Genomic DNA, 16,848 nt, shown 5'->3' on the forward strand with positions numbered 1-16,848 from the left:
TACAACTCGATGAGTAATATCAGAATTACAAAACAATTTAGTTTCGAAACAGGACATGCACTTTATGGTTATGATGGAAAGTGTAAAAATGTTCACGGACATAGTTATAAACTATCAGTAACAGTTATTGGTTCGCCAATTACAGACCGCGATAATGTAAAGCACGGAATGGTAATCGATTTTTCGGATCTAAAGAAAATTGTAAAAGAAGAAATCGTAGATCAGTTTGATCATGCTACGGTTTTTAATGAAACAACACCGCATATAGAATTGGCAAATGAACTAAAAAATCGTGGACACCATGTGATTTTAGTTGATTATCAGCCAACAAGTGAGAATATGGTTGTCGATTTTTCAGAAAGAATTATCAAAAGATTACCAACAAACATTTCTCTTTTTTCTTTAAAACTTCAAGAAACTGAATCATCATTTGCAGAATGGTATGCAAGCGATAATTTGTAATCGAAATATATTTTCATGCAATTACCCAATAATAAAAAAGTTTATTTTGCTTCCGATCAACATTTTGGAGCACCTACACCCGAATTAAGTTTTCCCAGAGAACAAAAATTTGTTGCGTGGCTCGATGAGGTAAAAAAAGATGCTGAGGCAATTTTTTTATTAGGTGATTTATTCGATTTTTGGTTCGAATATAAAACGGTTGTCCCAAAAGGATTTATTCGTGTTTTGGGTAAATTGGCAGAAATTCGCGATAGCGGGATTCCGGTATATTTCTTTGTAGGAAATCATGATTTATGGATGAATGATTATTTTGAAACAGAACTTAATATTCCTGTCTATCATGATAATAAAGAATTTACTTTTGGAGGAAAAACATTCCTGATCGGTCATGGAGACGGAAAAGGTCCTGGAGATAAAGGGTATAAAAGAATGAAAAAAGTCTTTACAAACCCATTCTCGAAATGGATTTTCAGATGGCTTCATCCAGATGTTGGTGTGAAATTAGCACAATATTTATCAGTAAAAAATAAATTGATTTCTGGAGCCGAAGATGTGAAATTTTTAGGTGAAGAAAATGAATGGTTGGTATTATATGCCAAGCGTAAATTAGAAACTAAACATTATAATTACTTTGTTTTTGGCCACCGTCATTTACCTATGATTCTTCCTGTAGGTGAGGATTCTAATTATGTGAATCTTGGTGACTGGATAGGATATTTTACCTACGGAGTTTTTGATGGAGAAACTTTTGAACTTAAAGAATTTGGAAAATAATCTGTTAGAGAAAAACAGTTAGACTCACAATCTTATTTAATAGTACAATAAAAATGTTAGCTATGTAAGTTATGCAACTCCCTTATTTTTAAAACATTTAAAAATAAGGGAGTTGTATTAATTTAAACCAACTCCATAGACATATTCTTCTAGCTGAATTTTAAATAAAGAGCCTTTTACCAAATCTTCAATCGCTTTTAATTCGTCCATAGAAACGGCCAAATCTATTTGAGTGCAAGGAGTTTTTAATAAAAATTTATGGCATTTATTTTTTAAGGCGCATTCGTCGCAACAAGCATTTGTCATTAAGCTGTCCTCAATTAAATCATCAAAATCTTTTAATTCGGATACAGAAAAGTAAAATCCAGTTTCTTTAAATATCAATTGTATTTTATCAAATAGAGTTTCATTATGGCTCTTCCAATAAAAAGAAATTCCGAAGTCGTTATGATATATTTGTTCTATTTCTCTCATGATCATCAATTATAGAAACAAATATAATTATTATTTATATCAATTCTAAATAAAAAAATCATAAAATAGGTTAATTTTTGTTAACGACAGAGGTAACCTAAATTTAGACTAGCTTATCTACATGAATCTTTATGTGAACTTAGTTTGCTTATAGGGTTTAATGAAGTCAAATTTTGAGCTTTAGCCAGTTTAGTTATGGTATTTTGTTTTCCAACAATACTTTATTTATTAGTTCATATTTTGATGGTCTTCCATGTCTTTTTGTAAATCTAGGTTTCTAAAAGTTGGTGACTTTATTCCAAAGCCTAAAACAGTTAAAAGTGTCATGCTTCCTCCAAAAACAACCGAAGTAACAGTTCCCATAAGACGGGCGGTTAAACCACTTTCAAAAGCGCCAAGTTCATTAGAAGAACCTACAAACATAGAGTTTACAGCAGCAACACGACCACGCATATGATCTGGAGTTTTAAGTTGTAGAATGGTTTGACGTATAACGACTGAGATTCCATCGGCTACACCACTTAAAAATAAAGCAGCAACCGAAAGCCAGAAAATAGTAGATATACCAAATGTAATTATACAAAGTCCGAAAATAAAAATTGCAGCCAAAAGTTTCATTCCTGCTTTTTTATATAAAGGAACATAGGCAGAAATTAGCATAGTGATAAAAGCACCTACTGCAGGAGCAGCTCGTAATATACCAAAACCTTCGGGGCCAACTTTTAAAATATCTTGAGCAAATATGGGTAACAAAGCTACAGCTCCACCAAAAAGAACGGCTACCATATCAAGGGACAATACACCTAAGATAGTTTTGTTATTAAATACAAACTTGATTCCTTCTTTTAAACTTTCCATAACTGGCTCCCCAATTTTTGGATTCAAAATAGGTTTTTTGCTAATTTGTGATAGTGCGATTAATGCAAAAAGTGAACAGGCAAAAACGGAACACATAGACCAATGAACACCGATGTAGTTAATTGAAAATCCTGCAATAGCCGGACCCAAAACAGAACCTACTTGCCAAACCGAACTGCTCCAAGTAGCAGCGTTAGGGTATAATTTTTTAGGTACAATTAAGGATAAGAGAGAGAAAATTGTTGGACCTAAAAATGCTCTTACTAATCCACCTAAGAAAACCAAAAAATAAATAGAGTATAAAATGGCGTCTTTAGAAAAACCACTTACTATTTTTGGCCATGTTAGTAAAAATAAGCCAAAACTAATAACCGAAAAGCCCAGAATACATTTTACTAGTAGCCCTTTTTTTTCCTTTTGATCTACAATATGACCAGCAAATAAAGCCATCGAAACAGCTGGAATTACTTCCATTAAACCGATAATTCCTAACGAAAGTGGATTTTTGGTTAAGCTATATACTTCCCATTCGATAACGATAAATTGCATAGACCAGGCAAAAACCATGGCAAAACGCAATAGTAAAAAAACATTAAATTCTCTATAACGCAGCGCAGCGTATGGGTCGTTTTTTTTGATTTTATCTGTCATCTTACTGAATGTCTTTTAACATTAATTGAGTAGAAATAGTGCCATTCCATTCATTTTCTGAGATGCAATAAGCGGCTTGAAATGATTTTTGATGCGTTACAAGGTCTAGTTTTTTTCCTAAACCAAATCCTATTGCCGAAATTCCTTCGGAGTTGTTTTGCTTTACAAAAAGTTTAAGATGGTCTTCATCTGCTCCCATCGCTTTTGCATAACCTGTATCTTTTATGTTTTTTGTCATAAAAACAGGAGTCATGTTGAGAGGGCCAAAAGGTTCGAACTGTTTTAAAATCCGAATTAGCTTTGGCGTAATATCTGTAAAATTAATCTCGGCATCAATTTCGATTTCGGGAGTTAACATTTCGGGTAGGATCGTTTTTTCTACCTGTTTTTCAAAGGCTTCTTTAAACGTTGGATAATTTTCTTCTTTTAGAGTCATTCCTGCTGCATACATATGTCCTCCAAATTGTTCCAAATGTTCAGCACAGGCATCGAGAGCATTATATACATCAAAACCTTTTACAGAACGAGCAGAAGCAGCGTATTTATCACCACTTTTTGTAAAAACAAGCGTTGGTCGGTAATACGTTTCTATTAATCTAGAAGCTACAATACCTATGACTCCTTTATGCCAATCCTCCTGAAAAACTACAGTTGAAAATCGATTCTGTTCTTGATTTTTTTCTATTTGCTGAAAGGCTTCTTTAGTGATTTGTTTGTCCAGATCTTTACGATCAGCATTGTATTTTTCTATTTCGGATGCAAATTGTTGCGCTTGTTCAAAGTTGAATTCAGTCAACAATTCTACAGCATGATTACCATGTTTAATACGGCCAGCTGCGTTAATTCGTGGAGCTATAATAAAAACGACATCGGTAATGTCAAGTGATTTTTTCTTTACTTGGTGAACCAAAGCTTTGATTCCAGGTCTTGGATTACTATTGATAACTTGTAAGCCATAATAGGCTAAAACTCTATTTTCGCCAGTCATGGGTACAATATCTGCAGCAATTGCAGTTGCAACTAAATCTAAGTAAGGAAATAAATCATGAATAGTTTCATTGCGATTAGTTCCTAAAGCCTGAATTAATTTAAAACCTACACCACAACCACATAACTCATCATAAGGATAAAAACAATCCTCTCTTTTTGGGTCTAAAACTGCAACTGCATCAGGAAGAGTATCTCCAGGGCGGTGGTGATCACAAATAATGAAATCGATATTTCGTTCTTTTGCGTAAGCGACATGGTCAATAGATTTTATACCACAATCTAGCGCAATAATGAGTGAAAATCCATTATCATCGGCAAAATCAATTCCCATAAACGAAACTCCGTATCCTTCGGCGTAACGATCCGGAATATAGGTTGCTACATTTGGATAATATGATTTTAAATAAGAAGAAACTAAGGAAACAGCAGTTGTACCATCGACATCATAATCTCCAAAAACGAGGATGTTTTCCTGATTAGCAATTGCTTTCTCTATTCGGGAAACAGCTTTGTCCATATCTTTCATCAGATAGGGATCATGGAGATGTTCTAACGACGGACGGAAAAAATTTTTAGCATCATCAAAAGTTTCAATTCCGCGTTGGATTAAAAGTGTTGCAACAAAGTTTTCTACATTTAGTGCTTGTGCTAAATGGTTGATTTTATCTTCAGAAGGTTTTTCTTTTAATGTCCAGCGCATTTAGATTTCAGATTTTAGGTGTTGATTTTATATTTGTCAAAGTTTTGAGCCAAGAGTGAAAGGAATTTCATAAAAGTTCAAGTTTAAAGCAGGTTTTACACAAACTTGTCATTTCGACGAAGGAGAAATCTCCACGAGTAGCTCGACAATTTAAGAAAAAAACTGTGAGTTAGTTTCTTACGAAGATTTCTCCTTCGTCGAAATGACAAGTTTGGGACTGTTTTGTGTAAAACTAAAGTTTCTTTCAGTCTTGGTTTTGAACTTTGACAAAGATTATGAATGAGAATATTGTAAACTTTGTCAAATCGAGCGGAGTCGAGATTCTTTATTTAACTAGAGCAGTTTCGACTCCGCTCAATCTGACAAAAGTAAATACCTGTTTTTTTATTTCAATTCCAAAGCAGTTCCTTCAAACTTAATTCCGTTCCAACCAGTGTTTATGAAATTACGTATGTTCTGATGATTGGTTCCGTTTGGATCTCCAAGAACTTCTTCGAAGTAATAAGCACCAAAGCAAGCTAAGGTTTCTTGTACAGACAGATTTTGTAATTGTGCGAAAGCAAATAGTTTACAAGAACCTGAGTTTTCACCTGCAGCATTGTGTTGCGTTCCGTTTTGGAAAGCAGCTGGAGTAAATGTGTAGTTTTCTTCGATTACTGCAATAGTTTCAGGAAAAGTTATTTCGGTTGGAGTTTGTTTTAGTTTTTCTAAAAAGGCTTGTATACTCATATTATGTTGTATTAATATCTTTAAAATGATCTTAATTGTCTGTTCGAGCGGAGTCGAGAACCAATTGCTGCATCTCGACTTTGCTCGATGTGACAAAATGGTATTTGAACTAACATCGTGTTAATTTTCTTCTTCTTCTTCTGTATCCTTAGAAAATTTACTTTTCTTAGGTTCTTTTATTATTGTTTTTCCAGCAACTACTACGACAATTTCTCCGCGTGGTGCTGTTTTTTCAAAATGAGCTACTACTTCTTTAGCAGTTCCGCGAACATTTTCTTCATGTAGTTTTGATAATTCTCTGCACACGCAAACTTGTCTATCTTCGCCAAAATAAATGATAAATTCAGCCAGTGTTTTTACTAATTTATGTGGAGAAACATACAAAATCATGGTTCTGGTTTCTTCGGCAAGAGCCAAATAACGAGTTTGTCTTCCTTTTTTATCAGGCAAGAAGCCTTCAAAAACAAACTTATCATTTGGTAATCCGCTATTTACCAATGCAGGAACAAAAGCCGTTGCGCCTGGTAAACATTCTACTTCGATTTTATTTTCGACACAAGCACGAGTAAGCAAAAAACCAGGATCGGATATTGCAGGAGTTCCCGCATCCGAAATTAAGGCAATGGTTTCTCCAGCTTTTAATCTTGCAATTAAATTTTCGGTAGTTTTATGTTCGTTATGCATGTGATGGCTGTACATATGGGTACCGATCTCAAAATGTTTTAAGAGTTTGCCACTTGTACGAGTATCTTCGGCTAAAATTAAATCTACTTCTTTAAGAATGCGAATGGCTCGAAAAGTCATGTCTTCTAGGTTGCCAATAGGCGTGGGAACGATATATAATTTAGACATATTTTTTTTTAATATTTAAATACAGATTGCAGGAATTAGCACGAATGATTAGAATGTTAAAAATTTCGTGAAAATAAATTAGTGTGAATCTGTGAAATTCGTGTTTATGAGAATTTTTTCTCGATAATACCTACGAAACGTTCTGCATATTCGTCTTTTCCTTCCCAGTTGTTATAATCTGGTTTTACCATGCTTTCAAGAAATTCATTGGCTTCACCAAAACTATCAAATGTGATTAATTGATTTAAAACACGATTATAGTCTTCGGGACTATTTCCAAAAAGATGTTTTGTAAATGCAATACGGTCATTAAGATCAATATGAAATCCCTTAGAAAGTTTTTCGTTTAAAGAAACAGGTTTAGGTTCTTCTAAAACTGCTGTTGTGGCTACTATCTCTTTCTTTTTTTCTTTAAATTCTGTTGGAGCAGGCGGAGTTGGAGCAGGAGATACTGCTTCAAAACTATCTACTTTTACAAATTGTGCATTGCTATAATCGATCCCCATTAAATCTTCGAACGAAATATGAACAACATCTGATTTTTCTGGAGTTTCGTCTTTTACTTCTGGAGTAAAATCAAATGAAGGAATGAAATTTGCAATTGGAGTTTCTGCTTCTTCAATTTTTTCTTCTTTAACAGATTCTTCAATAGATTTTTCAACGGCTATTGGTTCAGGAGCTTCTACGACAACTTCTTCAATAATTTCTTCTGTTTTACTTTCGACTGTTTCTTTTAAAAAGGGCTCAGGAATCTCTTCTGTAGATTCTGGGATTTCTGCAATAACCTCTTCTTCTATAATCTCTTCAATTTTGCTTTCGATTACTTCATTAACTACTGGTTCAGGAATCTCTTCGATAGGAGTTTCTAGAACTTCATTTACAATGATTTCTTCTTTTGCAATTGGTTCTTCAATTATAATAACTTTTTCAGATTGAATTACTTCTTCTTTTTCAAATGCAGTTTCAATTGTAGCATCTATCTGACCGCGACCAATAGTTGGTTTAGTATCTTCAAAATTCTCATCAATAAATTTTAAAACGGCTAATTTTTCATATAATTTCTGCGTTTCAAGATATAATTGATTGATATCGGACTTATTTTTAAGTTTTAAAATTCGATGTGCAATGCTGATTAAATCGGCTTCCAATTTTTTTTTCATAACGTTTGAAAATTATAATGAGTTAGGCATGTTTATTAATGTGTATTCTTTTGAATGAAATCAAAAAATGAAAGAAACATTGTGCAATATTCTTTTTATTTATTTAAATATTTGCTCTTGAATCTTCGATTTGATAAAAATTTTCTACTTTTGAAAAAACGTAAAAGCATTGAATTTTTATGTTGATTTATTACTTGTACAAAGTAATGAAAACTATTCATTTTTAAAGGTAGAAAAATACAAAATGTTTCTCGAAAATACAGTAAATCACAAAGAACAATTTGGTTGGATTGAAGTTATTTGTGGGTCAATGTTTTCGGGTAAAACCGAAGAGTTAATCCGCAGATTAAAACGTGCTCAATTTGCCAAACAAAAAATCGAAATTTTTAAACCTGCTATTGATACCCGCTATCATGACGAAATGGTTGTGTCGCATGACGCAAACGAAATTCGTTCAACACCGGTTCCTGCAGCAGCCAATATTGCTATTCTTGCACAAGGCTGTGATGTTATTGGTATTGATGAAGCTCAGTTTTTTGACGATGAAATTATTACAGTCTGTAATGACCTTGCTAATCAAGGAATTCGTGTAATAGTTGCAGGATTAGATATGGATTTTAAAGGAAACCCGTTTGGTCCGATGCCAGGACTTATGGCAACTGCCGAATATGTGACCAAAGTGCATGCGGTTTGTACAAGAACAGGAAATCTTGCTAATTATAGCTTTCGTAAGACAGATAATGATAAATTGGTCATGTTGGGTGAAACCGAAGAATATGAGCCATTAAGTCGTGCAGCATATTATAATGCAATGAAAAAAAATCAGGAAAAATAAGATTGTTTTTTTTGATATTCTGAATAATGTTTTAAACTAAAAGAGGCAATGCAAGAAAAAGAGAGTAAAAGAAAACAGAATATTTGGTTATTAGTTACAATTGGTATTGCAGTTGTTTTGGTGGGCTTCTTTCAATTTTATTTTTATGAAAGTGCCGCTGAAGTAAAAACAGAAGTAAAAGAATTGGTAGGTAAGTATAATAAAAATTGCCCTTTAACAATTCAAGAAGGAATTCGTTTAGACAGTGTAAGTTTACATGAGGAAAAAGTTGTTCAATATAATCTAACATTGCTAAATGTGGAAAAAGAAACAGCTGATGTTGCGGTTATACATGAAGAAATTGAAAAAAGTTTGTTGAGTACAGCCAAAGCAAATTCAGGGCTTGAAGTTTTTAGGGAAAATGATTTCACATTGGTTTATAGTTATAATGACAAAAAGAAAGCGTTTTTGTTTAAAGTTACAATTCTGCCAAGTCAGTATAAATAAGTAATTTTTATATAAGAAAAAACCCGACAGGTTCTTGAAACTTGTCGGGTTTTTTTATGTTTTTAAAATATAAATAATTACATTTTCTTACGCATTCTCGCTACAGGAATATCAAGTTGCTCACGGTATTTTGCAATAGTTCTTCTGGCAATAGGATATCCTTTTTCCTTTAGAATTTCGGCAAGTTGATCATCTGGAAGCGGTTTCTTTTTATCTTCTTCTTCAATTGTATTTTGTAAAATTTTCTTGATTTCCAAAGTCGATACATCTTCACCCTGATCATTCTTCATCGCTTCCGAAAAGAATTCTTTTATCAGTTTTGTTCCATAGGGAGTTTCTACATATTTGCTGTTGGCAACACGCGAAATAGTCGAAATATCTAACCCAACCATATCGGCGATATCCTTAAGAATCATCGGTTTTAGCTTGGTTTCATCACCATCTAGAAAATATTCTTCCTGATAATGCATTATTGCATTCATGGTTACGTATAATGTTTCCTGACGTTGGCGAATAGCATCTATAAACCATTTAGCAGAATCCAGTTTTTGTTTTATAAATTGTACTGCATCTTTTTGTGCTGTCGATTTATCTCTGGAATCTTTATAGGTCTGCATCATTTCCTGATAATCTTTGGAAACATGTAGTGATGGGGCGTTTCTTCCGTTTAAGGTTAATTCAAGCTCGCCATCAACAATACGGATCGCAAAATCGGGAACTACATTCTCAGTAACTTTATTGTTTCCTGTAAATGCGCCTCCTGGCTTTGGGTTTAATCGTTCTATTTCATGAACTGCTTTTTTAAGCTGTTCATTCGAAACATTGTATTTCTGTAACAGTTTATCGTAATGCTTTTTGGTAAAAGCATCAAATTGATTTTCGATAATATCGATTGCCAATTCTACATACTCTGTTGGAGTTCTGTGTTTTAATTGTAGTAATAAACATTCCTGTAAATCACGTGCTCCAACACCTGAAGGCTCTAGTTCGTGTATTACATGCAACATTTTTTCAACCGTTGCTTCATCGGTATAAATACCTTGCGTAAAAGCCATATCATCTACAATGTCTGGAATACTTCTTCGTATGTATCCCATATCATCGATGCTTCCTACAAGGAATTCGGCTATTTCACGCTCTTCATCATTTAAGATAAAAGTATTTAACTGATTGATTAAATCTTGATGGAAGCTAACTGGTGATGCAAATGGAGTTTCACGCTCTTGATCATCATCACTATAGTTATTCGCCTGAGTTTTGTAATCTGGAGTATCGTCGTCGCTTAAATATTCGTCAATGTTAATATCATCTGCTTCGATTCTGTCTGATTCTGCGTCATCATAATCATCATATTCTTCATTCGCAAATTCATCCGCTTCGTACTCTTCTTCTTTTCCGGCTTCTAAAGCTGGATTTTCGTTCATTTCTTCTAATAAACGCTGTTCAAATGCTTGCGTAGGCAATTGAATTAACTTCATCAGCTGAATTTGCTGTGGAGATAATTTTTGAGATAATTTTAAATTTAAAAATTGCTTTAGCATAAAAAAGTGACTAAGTTACTAAGGCACTAAGGCGCTGAGTATCTTTATTATTGACGAATTAAATTCGAATTAAAATTATTTTTTCATTTCAGTTTTAAAAACTTAGAACCTTAGTACCTCAGTGACTGAGTGTCTTATGTTAAAATTCTGCATTTCCAGGAGTTCTTGGGAAAGGAATTACGTCACGTATGTTTGTCATTCCGGTTACAAACAATACCAAACGCTCAAAGCCTAAACCAAAACCTGAGTGTGTTGCCGAACCAAATCTTCTAGTATCTAAATACCATGATAATTCTTCTTCGTCGATTTCTAAGGCTTTCATTTTTTCGATTAAAACGTCATAGCGCTCTTCTCTTTCAGAACCTCCTACGATTTCTCCAATTCCAGGGAAAAGGATATCCATTGCACGAACTGTTTCTCTTCCTGGTTCAGTGTTGTCATTCAAACGCATGTAAAACGCTTTAATGTTTGCTGGGTAATCAAATAAAATTACTGGACATTTAAAGTGTTTTTCAACTAAATAACGTTCGTGTTCTGATTGTAAATCAGCTCCCCATTCGTTGATGATGTATTGGAATTTTTTCTTTTTATTAGGAGTTGAATCTCTCAAAATATCTATTGCTTCAGTATAAGAAACACGTTTGAAATTGTTTTCTAATACGAAGTTTAATTTCTCTAATAAAGCCATTTCGCTTCTTTCTGCCTGAGGTTTTGATTTTTCTTCGTCTAGTAATCTAGTTTCTAAAAATTTCAAATCATCCTGACATTTGTCTAATGCATATTTAATTACGTACTGAATAAAATCTTCAGCCAAATCCATATTGTCATCCAAATCATTAAAAGCAACTTCTGGCTCAATCATCCAAAACTCAGCCAAATGGCGAGAAGTATTTGAGTTTTCTGCTCTAAAAGTTGGTCCAAAAGTATAAATCTGGCCTAAAGCCATTGCATAAGTTTCTCCTTCTAGTTGTCCAGAAACCGTTAAGTTTGTTTCTTTTTCGAAAAAATCTTCTTTATAATTTACTTTTCCATCTTCTGTTCTTGGTGTGTTGTCAAAAGGCAAAGCGGTAACTTTAAACATTTCTCCAGCACCTTCAGCATCAGAACCAGTGATGATTGGTGTGTTTACATATACAAAACCTTTTTCTTGAAAATAGCTATGTACAGCATATGATAATACTGAACGAACACGCATTATTGCTCCAAACATATTGGTACGTACACGCAAATGTGCATTTTCACGTAAGAAGTCTAAGCTTGGTTTATTTTTTGGCTGTATCGGAAATTTTTCAGCATCTGAATCTCCTAATATTTCTAGTTTTGAAACCTGAATTTCAACATTCTGACCAGCACCTTTACTTTCTATCAAAGTTCCAGTTACTGAAACCGCAGCACCAGTAGTAACTCTTCTTAAAGTTTCATCTGGTGTATTCTCAAAATCAACAACACATTGTATATTATTAATGGTAGATCCGTCATTAAGTGCAATAAATTGATTGTTTCTAAATGTTCTCACCCAACCTTTTGCATTTACTTCCTGAAGCGTCTTTGTACCGTTTAGTAAGTCTTTAACTTTAGTATGTTTCATTTTAAGTATAAAATTGATATTAAAAATTGTCTTTCAATCGAATTGCAAATATAATCGAAATGTTTGTAAATGCCATAAGGAGTCAATTGTAATTAGAAAATGTGTCGATTTGGTATTTGGTTAATTAGAAAAAGGGAAATGTGTCAATGAGTAAATGTATCAATTTTATAAGGTTTCTTTTAATCTTGTATATATGATTAATTTTTGTTGCTATCTAGCTTATAAGATACTGTACCGTTATGCTAAGAGGTTTTTAATTGTATAACATAGTAAAAACAAAAACCTCAATAGATTTAAAAATCTATCGAGGTTTTATAAAATTAGTTCATCGAGCAATTATCTCATTTTCTAATTGGCACATTTTATCATTAGTTTCTTCTTCCTCCCATATAAATTGAGACATAATATAATAAAGTTGCAATTGAGCCAATAGCAGCCACTACATAAGTTCGGGCAGCCCATTTCAATGCATCTTTTGCACCAGCTTGTTCTTGTTGTGTAAGCATTCTTTTGTTTTCTAGCCAAGCAAGAGCACGATTACTTGCATCATATTCTACAGGCAAAGTCACAATCGAAAATATTGTTGTTGCTGCAAAAATGATAATTCCAATTAGTAATAATTGTGGAAAGCTACGAAGCATTAGGATACCTGCAAGCAAGATCCATTGCATATAAGTCGAAGCAACACTTACAATTGGCACTAATTTAGAACGCATTGTTAACCATTGGTAACCTACGGCATGTTGTACAGCGTGTCCACATTCGTGTGCGGCAACGGCAGCTGCAGCAGCATTGCGTTGGTTGTAAACGGCTTCACTTAAATTTACTGTTTTATCTACTGGATTATAATGGTCTGTTAACTGACCTGGTGTCGAAATTACTCTTACATCACGGATACCATTATCAGCAAGCATTTTTTCGGCAATCTCAGCACCAGTCATTCCGTTTTGTAATTGCAATTTAGAATATAGTTCGAATTTACTCTTCAGTCTTGAACTAACTAACCAGCTAAATAACATAATCGCTCCAGCAAGAATTAAATAACTCATTCCCATATCTTTTTGTTTTTTAGTTTATTGTTTAAAGTTACTAGATAAATAGCAATTTCTGAACCAAATTAAAAAAATGTCATTTTGTCATTTTTAAAATAAAAAAATCCAAATTCCAACATGCATTGGAATTTGGATTTTAAATATTGCATAATTAATTTTAACACATAGAAACATAAGTTTTGCACTCTCAGAAAAGGTGTTTCACTTGTTTTAAATGCACACAGTCAGCTATGTGAAAGAAATATATTTCTTTTTTTGCTCTTTTTTACACATAAAAGCTATGTTTCTATGTGTTAAATGAAATTTAAATGAATTATACCCAACGGGTTAATGTGCGTATTACCCAACTAAATTAATGATTTTTCCAGGAACGATAATTACTTTGTTTGGTGTTTTACCATCCAATTGTCTTAACGTTCTTTCATCTTTCATAATGATTTCTTCGATTTGCTCTTTGGTTAAATCTAAAGGCAATTCGATTGTGAAACGCATTTTTCCGTTAAATGAAACTGGGTATTCTTTACTGCTTTCTACCAAATGTTTAGGCTCGAAAGTAGGGAAAGCAACAGTTGCAATAGATGTTGTATGACCTAATAACGACCATAATTCTTCTGCGATATGTGGTGCATAAGGCGAAATTACAATTGCTAAAGGCTCAAGTATAGCACGAGAATGACAGTTTTGTGTAGATAATTCGTTTACACAAATCATAAACTGAGAAACCGATGTGTTAAAAGAGAAACTCTCAACATCTTCTACCACTTTTTTAATGGTTTTATGCAATGATTTTAAGTTGTCTTTTGTTGGCTCATCATTGGTAATAATTAAACCGTTATCATCAAAATACAAACGACATAATTTTTTCAAGAAACCAAATACTCCCGAAATTCCAGCAGTATTCCAAGGTTTAGCTTGCTCTAATGGTCCTAAGAACATTTCGTATAAACGTAAGGTATCAGCACCATATTCATTACAAATATCATCTGGTGTAACTACATTATAATATGATTTCGACATTTTTTCGACCTCACGACCTACAATGTATTTACCGTTCTCCTCAGTAATGAATTCTGCATTTTGGAAATCATCTCTCCAAGCTTTAAATTTTTCAATATCTAATTCATCAGAAGAATTTACTATTGAAACATCAGCATGAATAGCATTAGTGGTAATGTTAAATAAAGACATGTCTTCCTTTTTTAAATTACTTAATTTAGAACTTAAATTAGGAAACTCAATAATTAAGTGTTTTTTAACTTCATCAAAACTTTTTGAGATAACAATTTCGTCAATAATTTTTCTAAAATTATTTACATCATTATATTTTGCTGTAATAAAAAATGTTGGAATTTTTAATGACAGTCCCGTTAATCTTATATCTAAACTTTCAATATAGAAAAAAGGTGTAATTCTATAAACAAATGCACTAGTTCCCAAAATCATTCCCTGATTAATCAGTTTTTTGAATGGCTCTTCAGTTGGAGCAAAACCTTTGTCTTTTAGGAATTTATTCCAAAAACGAGAATATAATAAATGCCCAGTTGCATGTTCGCTTCCTCCAATATATAAATCAACACTTTCCCAATATGCTAATGCTTCTTTGCTTGCAAATTCGTTTTCGTTATGTGCATCCATATAACGCATCCAGTACCAAGAACTTCCTGCCCAACCCGGCATAGTATTCAATTCTAATGGAAATATAGTTTTATGGTCAATCAACTGTGTACTAACAACTAAACACTGTACACTGTCCCAAGCCCAAACAGTTGCATTTCCTAAAGGAGGCAATCCGTCTTCGGTTGGTAAATATTTTTCTACTTCAGGTAAAATAATTGGTAAATGTTGCGCTGCAATCATTTGTGGCAATCCATTTACATAATATACAGGGAAAGGTTCTCCCCAATAACGCTGACGTGAAAATACTGCATCACGCAAACGGTAATTGGTTTTTCCTGTTCCTTGATTTAGTTTTTCTAATTCTGCTATCGCTTTTTGAGTTGCCTCTTTGTAATTTAATCCGTTTAAGAAATCAGAATTTGCAATTTCAACATTGTCTTTTGAGCCGTAAGCAGCTTCAGAAATATCAACATTGGCAAAAATATTCTTGATTTCTGGCATTCCGTTTTGACCTTTAAAGAAATTGGCAAAAGCATAATCTCTTTCGTCTCCACAAGGAACCGCCATTACTGCACCTGTTCCGTATCCTGCCAAAACATAATCGCCAATCCAAACCGGAATTGGTTCTTTTGTAAAAGGATGTTCTGCATAAGCACCTGTAAATACTCCCGAAATAGTTTTTACGTCGGCCATACGCTCACGCTCAGAACGTTTTGCCGTTTTTTCGATATAGGCTTCAATCGCTGCTTTTTGTTCTGGAGTTGTAATCTCAGCAACCAAAGGATGTTCTGGAGCCAATGTCATAAACGTAACTCCAAAAATAGTATCAGGACGTGTCGTAAATACTTCGATAACAGAGTCTAAAGTCGAAGGTCCAAAGTCAGAAAGTGTAGCTTCACTTTCGACATTCGACTTTTGACTTTTGACATGAAATTTAACTAGTGCTCCAACCGATTTTCCAATCCAATTTCTTTGTGATTCTTTTATAGATTCACTCCAGTCGATATCGTTAAGACCTTGTAACAAACGTTCTGCATAAGCAGATATACGCATGCTCCATTGTGTCATCTTTTTACGAATTACAGGATAGCCTCCACGCTCAGAAACTCCGTTTACGATTTCGTCATTTGCTAAAACAGTTCCTAAACCAGGACACCAGTTTACTTCGGTTTCTGCTAAATAGGTTAATCTGTATTGTAATAGTATTTTTTGTTGCTCATCAGACGAGAATGATGTCCATTCGCTTGACGAAAAACTTGCTATATTATCATCGCAAACTGCATTTACAGTTGCATTTCCTTCTTTTTCAAAAACAGAAACCAAAGTCGAAATGTCTTCGGCTTTATCAGCATCTTTATTGTACCAAGAATTAAACAATTGGATAAAAATCCATTGTGTATGCTTGTAATAATCAGGATTCGAAGTACGAACTTCTCTGTCCCAATCAAATGAGAATCCTATTTTATCTAATTGTTTTCTGTATCCAGCAATTTGCTTTCCTTCTTTATCAACACCACCATCAATATTTACGCGAGTAGTATCTTCTGGACGTTGACCTGTTTGTATCGCATATTGCTCTGCAGGCAATCCGAAGCTATCGTAACCCATTGGATGCAAAACATTAAAACCTTGATGTCTTTTAAAACGAGAATACACATCTGAAGCAATATAACCTAGCGGATGCCCTACGTGTAAGCCTGCTCCAGATGGATAAGGAAACATATCTAGTACGTAATGTTTCGGCTTTTCGGAATTGTTTTCGGCTGCAAAAGTTTTATTGTCTGCCCAATATTTTTGCCATTTGGCGTCTATTTCAATCGGATTGTATTTCATTCTGTAAGGTTCAAAGGTTCAGAGTGACAAAGATTTTAAGGTTTTATCACTGAATTATAAGTTCGCAAATTTACGTTTATTGTGCATTGTACCAAAGTAATTTTTTAAGATATAAGTTTAATGATAAAAATCAGTATTTAAAAAAGTCTGAACACTTAAATTTGTGTTTTGCAGATAGAAATGATTTTTTTAATTTTTTAACATTTAGGCAATTGAAAGAATAATTTTACTTAAAATTTGAGTATT

14 protein-coding genes are annotated in these 16,848 nt (G+C 33.5%); 4 read left to right on the forward strand and 10 right to left on the reverse strand.

Translation table 11 applies throughout. The features are described 5' to 3' along the window. Positions 1 to 9: 9 nt before the first annotated feature. Both OIU80_RS07485 and OIU80_RS07490 read left to right on the forward strand, forming a co-directional pair. Entirely contained in the window at positions 10 to 462 is a 453-nt protein-coding gene (locus OIU80_RS07485) for a 6-pyruvoyl trahydropterin synthase family protein (protein ID WP_264286414.1), read from the forward strand. 15 nt (positions 463 to 477) lie between these two features. Continuing rightward, entirely contained in the window at positions 478 to 1,236 is a 759-nt protein-coding gene (locus OIU80_RS07490; RefSeq protein WP_264286415.1) for a UDP-2,3-diacylglucosamine diphosphatase, read from the forward strand. A gap of 117 nt (positions 1,237 to 1,353) precedes the next feature. Here OIU80_RS07490 and OIU80_RS07495 read toward each other — a convergent pair whose 3' ends face one another. From OIU80_RS07495 to OIU80_RS07520, 6 genes are all read right to left on the reverse strand, one after another. Next, positions 1,354 to 1,710: a PH domain-containing protein gene (locus OIU80_RS07495; protein ID WP_264286416.1), complete on the reverse strand. Its 357-nt coding sequence runs from the start codon at positions 1,708 to 1,710 to the stop codon at positions 1,354 to 1,356. A 228-nt stretch (positions 1,711 to 1,938) separates the two neighbouring features. Beyond that, a complete protein-coding gene (locus tag OIU80_RS07500; protein WP_264286417.1) occupies positions 1,939 to 3,219 on the reverse strand; it encodes an MFS transporter in 1,281 nt (426 codons plus the stop codon). 1 nt (position 3,220) lies between these two features. Beyond that, the gene (gene recJ, locus OIU80_RS07505) at positions 3,221 to 4,909 is read right to left on the reverse strand and encodes a single-stranded-DNA-specific exonuclease RecJ (RefSeq protein WP_264286418.1); all 1,689 of its coding nucleotides are present in this window, start codon (positions 4,907 to 4,909) and stop codon (positions 3,221 to 3,223) included. A gap of 384 nt (positions 4,910 to 5,293) precedes the next feature. Beyond that, on the reverse strand, positions 5,294 to 5,638 hold the full coding sequence (locus OIU80_RS07510) for a HopJ type III effector protein (protein ID WP_264286419.1): 345 nt from the start codon (positions 5,636 to 5,638) through the stop codon (positions 5,294 to 5,296). 120 nt (positions 5,639 to 5,758) lie between these two features. Beyond that, positions 5,759 to 6,490: a 16S rRNA (cytidine(1402)-2'-O)-methyltransferase gene (gene rsmI / locus OIU80_RS07515; RefSeq protein ID WP_264286420.1), complete on the reverse strand. Its 732-nt coding sequence runs from the start codon at positions 6,488 to 6,490 to the stop codon at positions 5,759 to 5,761. 104 nt (positions 6,491 to 6,594) lie between these two features. Beyond that, a complete protein-coding gene (locus OIU80_RS07520; RefSeq protein WP_264286421.1) occupies positions 6,595 to 7,650 on the reverse strand; it encodes a hypothetical protein in 1,056 nt (351 codons plus the stop codon). A 244-nt stretch (positions 7,651 to 7,894) separates the two neighbouring features. On the opposite strand from OIU80_RS07520, the gene OIU80_RS07525 reads away from it, so the two are divergent. Then, a complete protein-coding gene (locus OIU80_RS07525) occupies positions 7,895 to 8,485 on the forward strand; it encodes a thymidine kinase (RefSeq protein ID WP_264286502.1) in 591 nt (196 codons plus the stop codon). A 48-nt stretch (positions 8,486 to 8,533) separates the two neighbouring features. Beyond that, on the forward strand, positions 8,534 to 8,971 hold the full coding sequence (locus OIU80_RS07530) for a hypothetical protein (RefSeq protein ID WP_264286422.1): 438 nt from the start codon (positions 8,534 to 8,536) through the stop codon (positions 8,969 to 8,971). A 77-nt stretch (positions 8,972 to 9,048) separates the two neighbouring features. On the opposite strand, the gene rpoN is transcribed toward OIU80_RS07530, so the two are convergent. The 4 genes from rpoN to OIU80_RS07550 all read right to left on the reverse strand — a co-directional run bounded on the left by rpoN (position 9,049) and on the right by OIU80_RS07550 (position 16,602). Then, entirely contained in the window at positions 9,049 to 10,512 is a 1,464-nt protein-coding gene (gene rpoN / locus OIU80_RS07535) for an RNA polymerase factor sigma-54 (RefSeq protein ID WP_264286423.1), read from the reverse strand. Positions 10,513 to 10,651: 139 nt separating this feature from the next. Beyond that, complete coding sequence (gene asnS / locus OIU80_RS07540) at positions 10,652 to 12,100, reverse strand: asparagine--tRNA ligase (protein ID WP_264286424.1); 1,449 nt, start codon at positions 12,098 to 12,100, stop codon at positions 10,652 to 10,654. 368 nt (positions 12,101 to 12,468) lie between these two features. Further along, a complete protein-coding gene (locus OIU80_RS07545) occupies positions 12,469 to 13,155 on the reverse strand; it encodes a zinc metallopeptidase (RefSeq protein WP_264286425.1) in 687 nt (228 codons plus the stop codon). A gap of 336 nt (positions 13,156 to 13,491) precedes the next feature. After that, positions 13,492 to 16,602 (reverse strand): leucine--tRNA ligase, encoded by a 3,111-nt coding sequence (locus OIU80_RS07550; protein WP_264286426.1) that lies wholly within the window; start codon positions 16,600 to 16,602, stop codon positions 13,492 to 13,494. Positions 16,603 to 16,848: the final 246 nt, after the last annotated feature.

Origin of the sequence: Flavobacterium frigoritolerans (assembly GCF_025847275.1) — a bacterium.
Lineage (GTDB): Bacteria > Bacteroidota > Bacteroidia > Flavobacteriales > Flavobacteriaceae > Flavobacterium > Flavobacterium frigoritolerans.

Excerpts from the sequence above, each read along its gene's own strand:
- OIU80_RS07550 (WP_264286426.1), bottom strand. The coding sequence starts at position 16,602 with ATGAAATACAATCCGATTGAAATAGACGCCAAATGGCAAAAATATTGG.
- OIU80_RS07525 (WP_264286502.1), top strand. The coding sequence starts at position 7,895 with ATGTTTCTCGAAAATACAGTAAATCACAAAGAACAATTTGGTTGGATT.
- OIU80_RS07530 (WP_264286422.1), top strand. The coding sequence starts at position 8,534 with ATGCAAGAAAAAGAGAGTAAAAGAAAACAGAATATTTGGTTATTAGTT.
- rpoN (WP_264286423.1), bottom strand. The coding sequence starts at position 10,512 with ATGCTAAAGCAATTTTTAAATTTAAAATTATCTCAAAAATTATCTCCA.
- OIU80_RS07490 (WP_264286415.1), top strand. The coding sequence starts at position 478 with ATGCAATTACCCAATAATAAAAAAGTTTATTTTGCTTCCGATCAACAT.
- asnS (WP_264286424.1), bottom strand. The coding sequence starts at position 12,100 with ATGAAACATACTAAAGTTAAAGACTTACTAAACGGTACAAAGACGCTT.
- rsmI (WP_264286420.1), bottom strand. The coding sequence starts at position 6,490 with ATGTCTAAATTATATATCGTTCCCACGCCTATTGGCAACCTAGAAGAC.
- OIU80_RS07510 (WP_264286419.1), bottom strand. The coding sequence starts at position 5,638 with ATGAGTATACAAGCCTTTTTAGAAAAACTAAAACAAACTCCAACCGAA.
- OIU80_RS07500 (WP_264286417.1), bottom strand. The coding sequence starts at position 3,219 with ATGACAGATAAAATCAAAAAAAACGACCCATACGCTGCGCTGCGTTAT.
- recJ (WP_264286418.1), bottom strand. The coding sequence starts at position 4,909 with ATGCGCTGGACATTAAAAGAAAAACCTTCTGAAGATAAAATCAACCAT.
- OIU80_RS07495 (WP_264286416.1), bottom strand. The coding sequence starts at position 1,710 with ATGAGAGAAATAGAACAAATATATCATAACGACTTCGGAATTTCTTTT.
- OIU80_RS07485 (WP_264286414.1), top strand. The coding sequence starts at position 10 with ATGAGTAATATCAGAATTACAAAACAATTTAGTTTCGAAACAGGACAT.
- OIU80_RS07520 (WP_264286421.1), bottom strand. The coding sequence starts at position 7,650 with ATGAAAAAAAAATTGGAAGCCGATTTAATCAGCATTGCACATCGAATT.
- OIU80_RS07545 (WP_264286425.1), bottom strand. The coding sequence starts at position 13,155 with ATGGGAATGAGTTATTTAATTCTTGCTGGAGCGATTATGTTATTTAGC.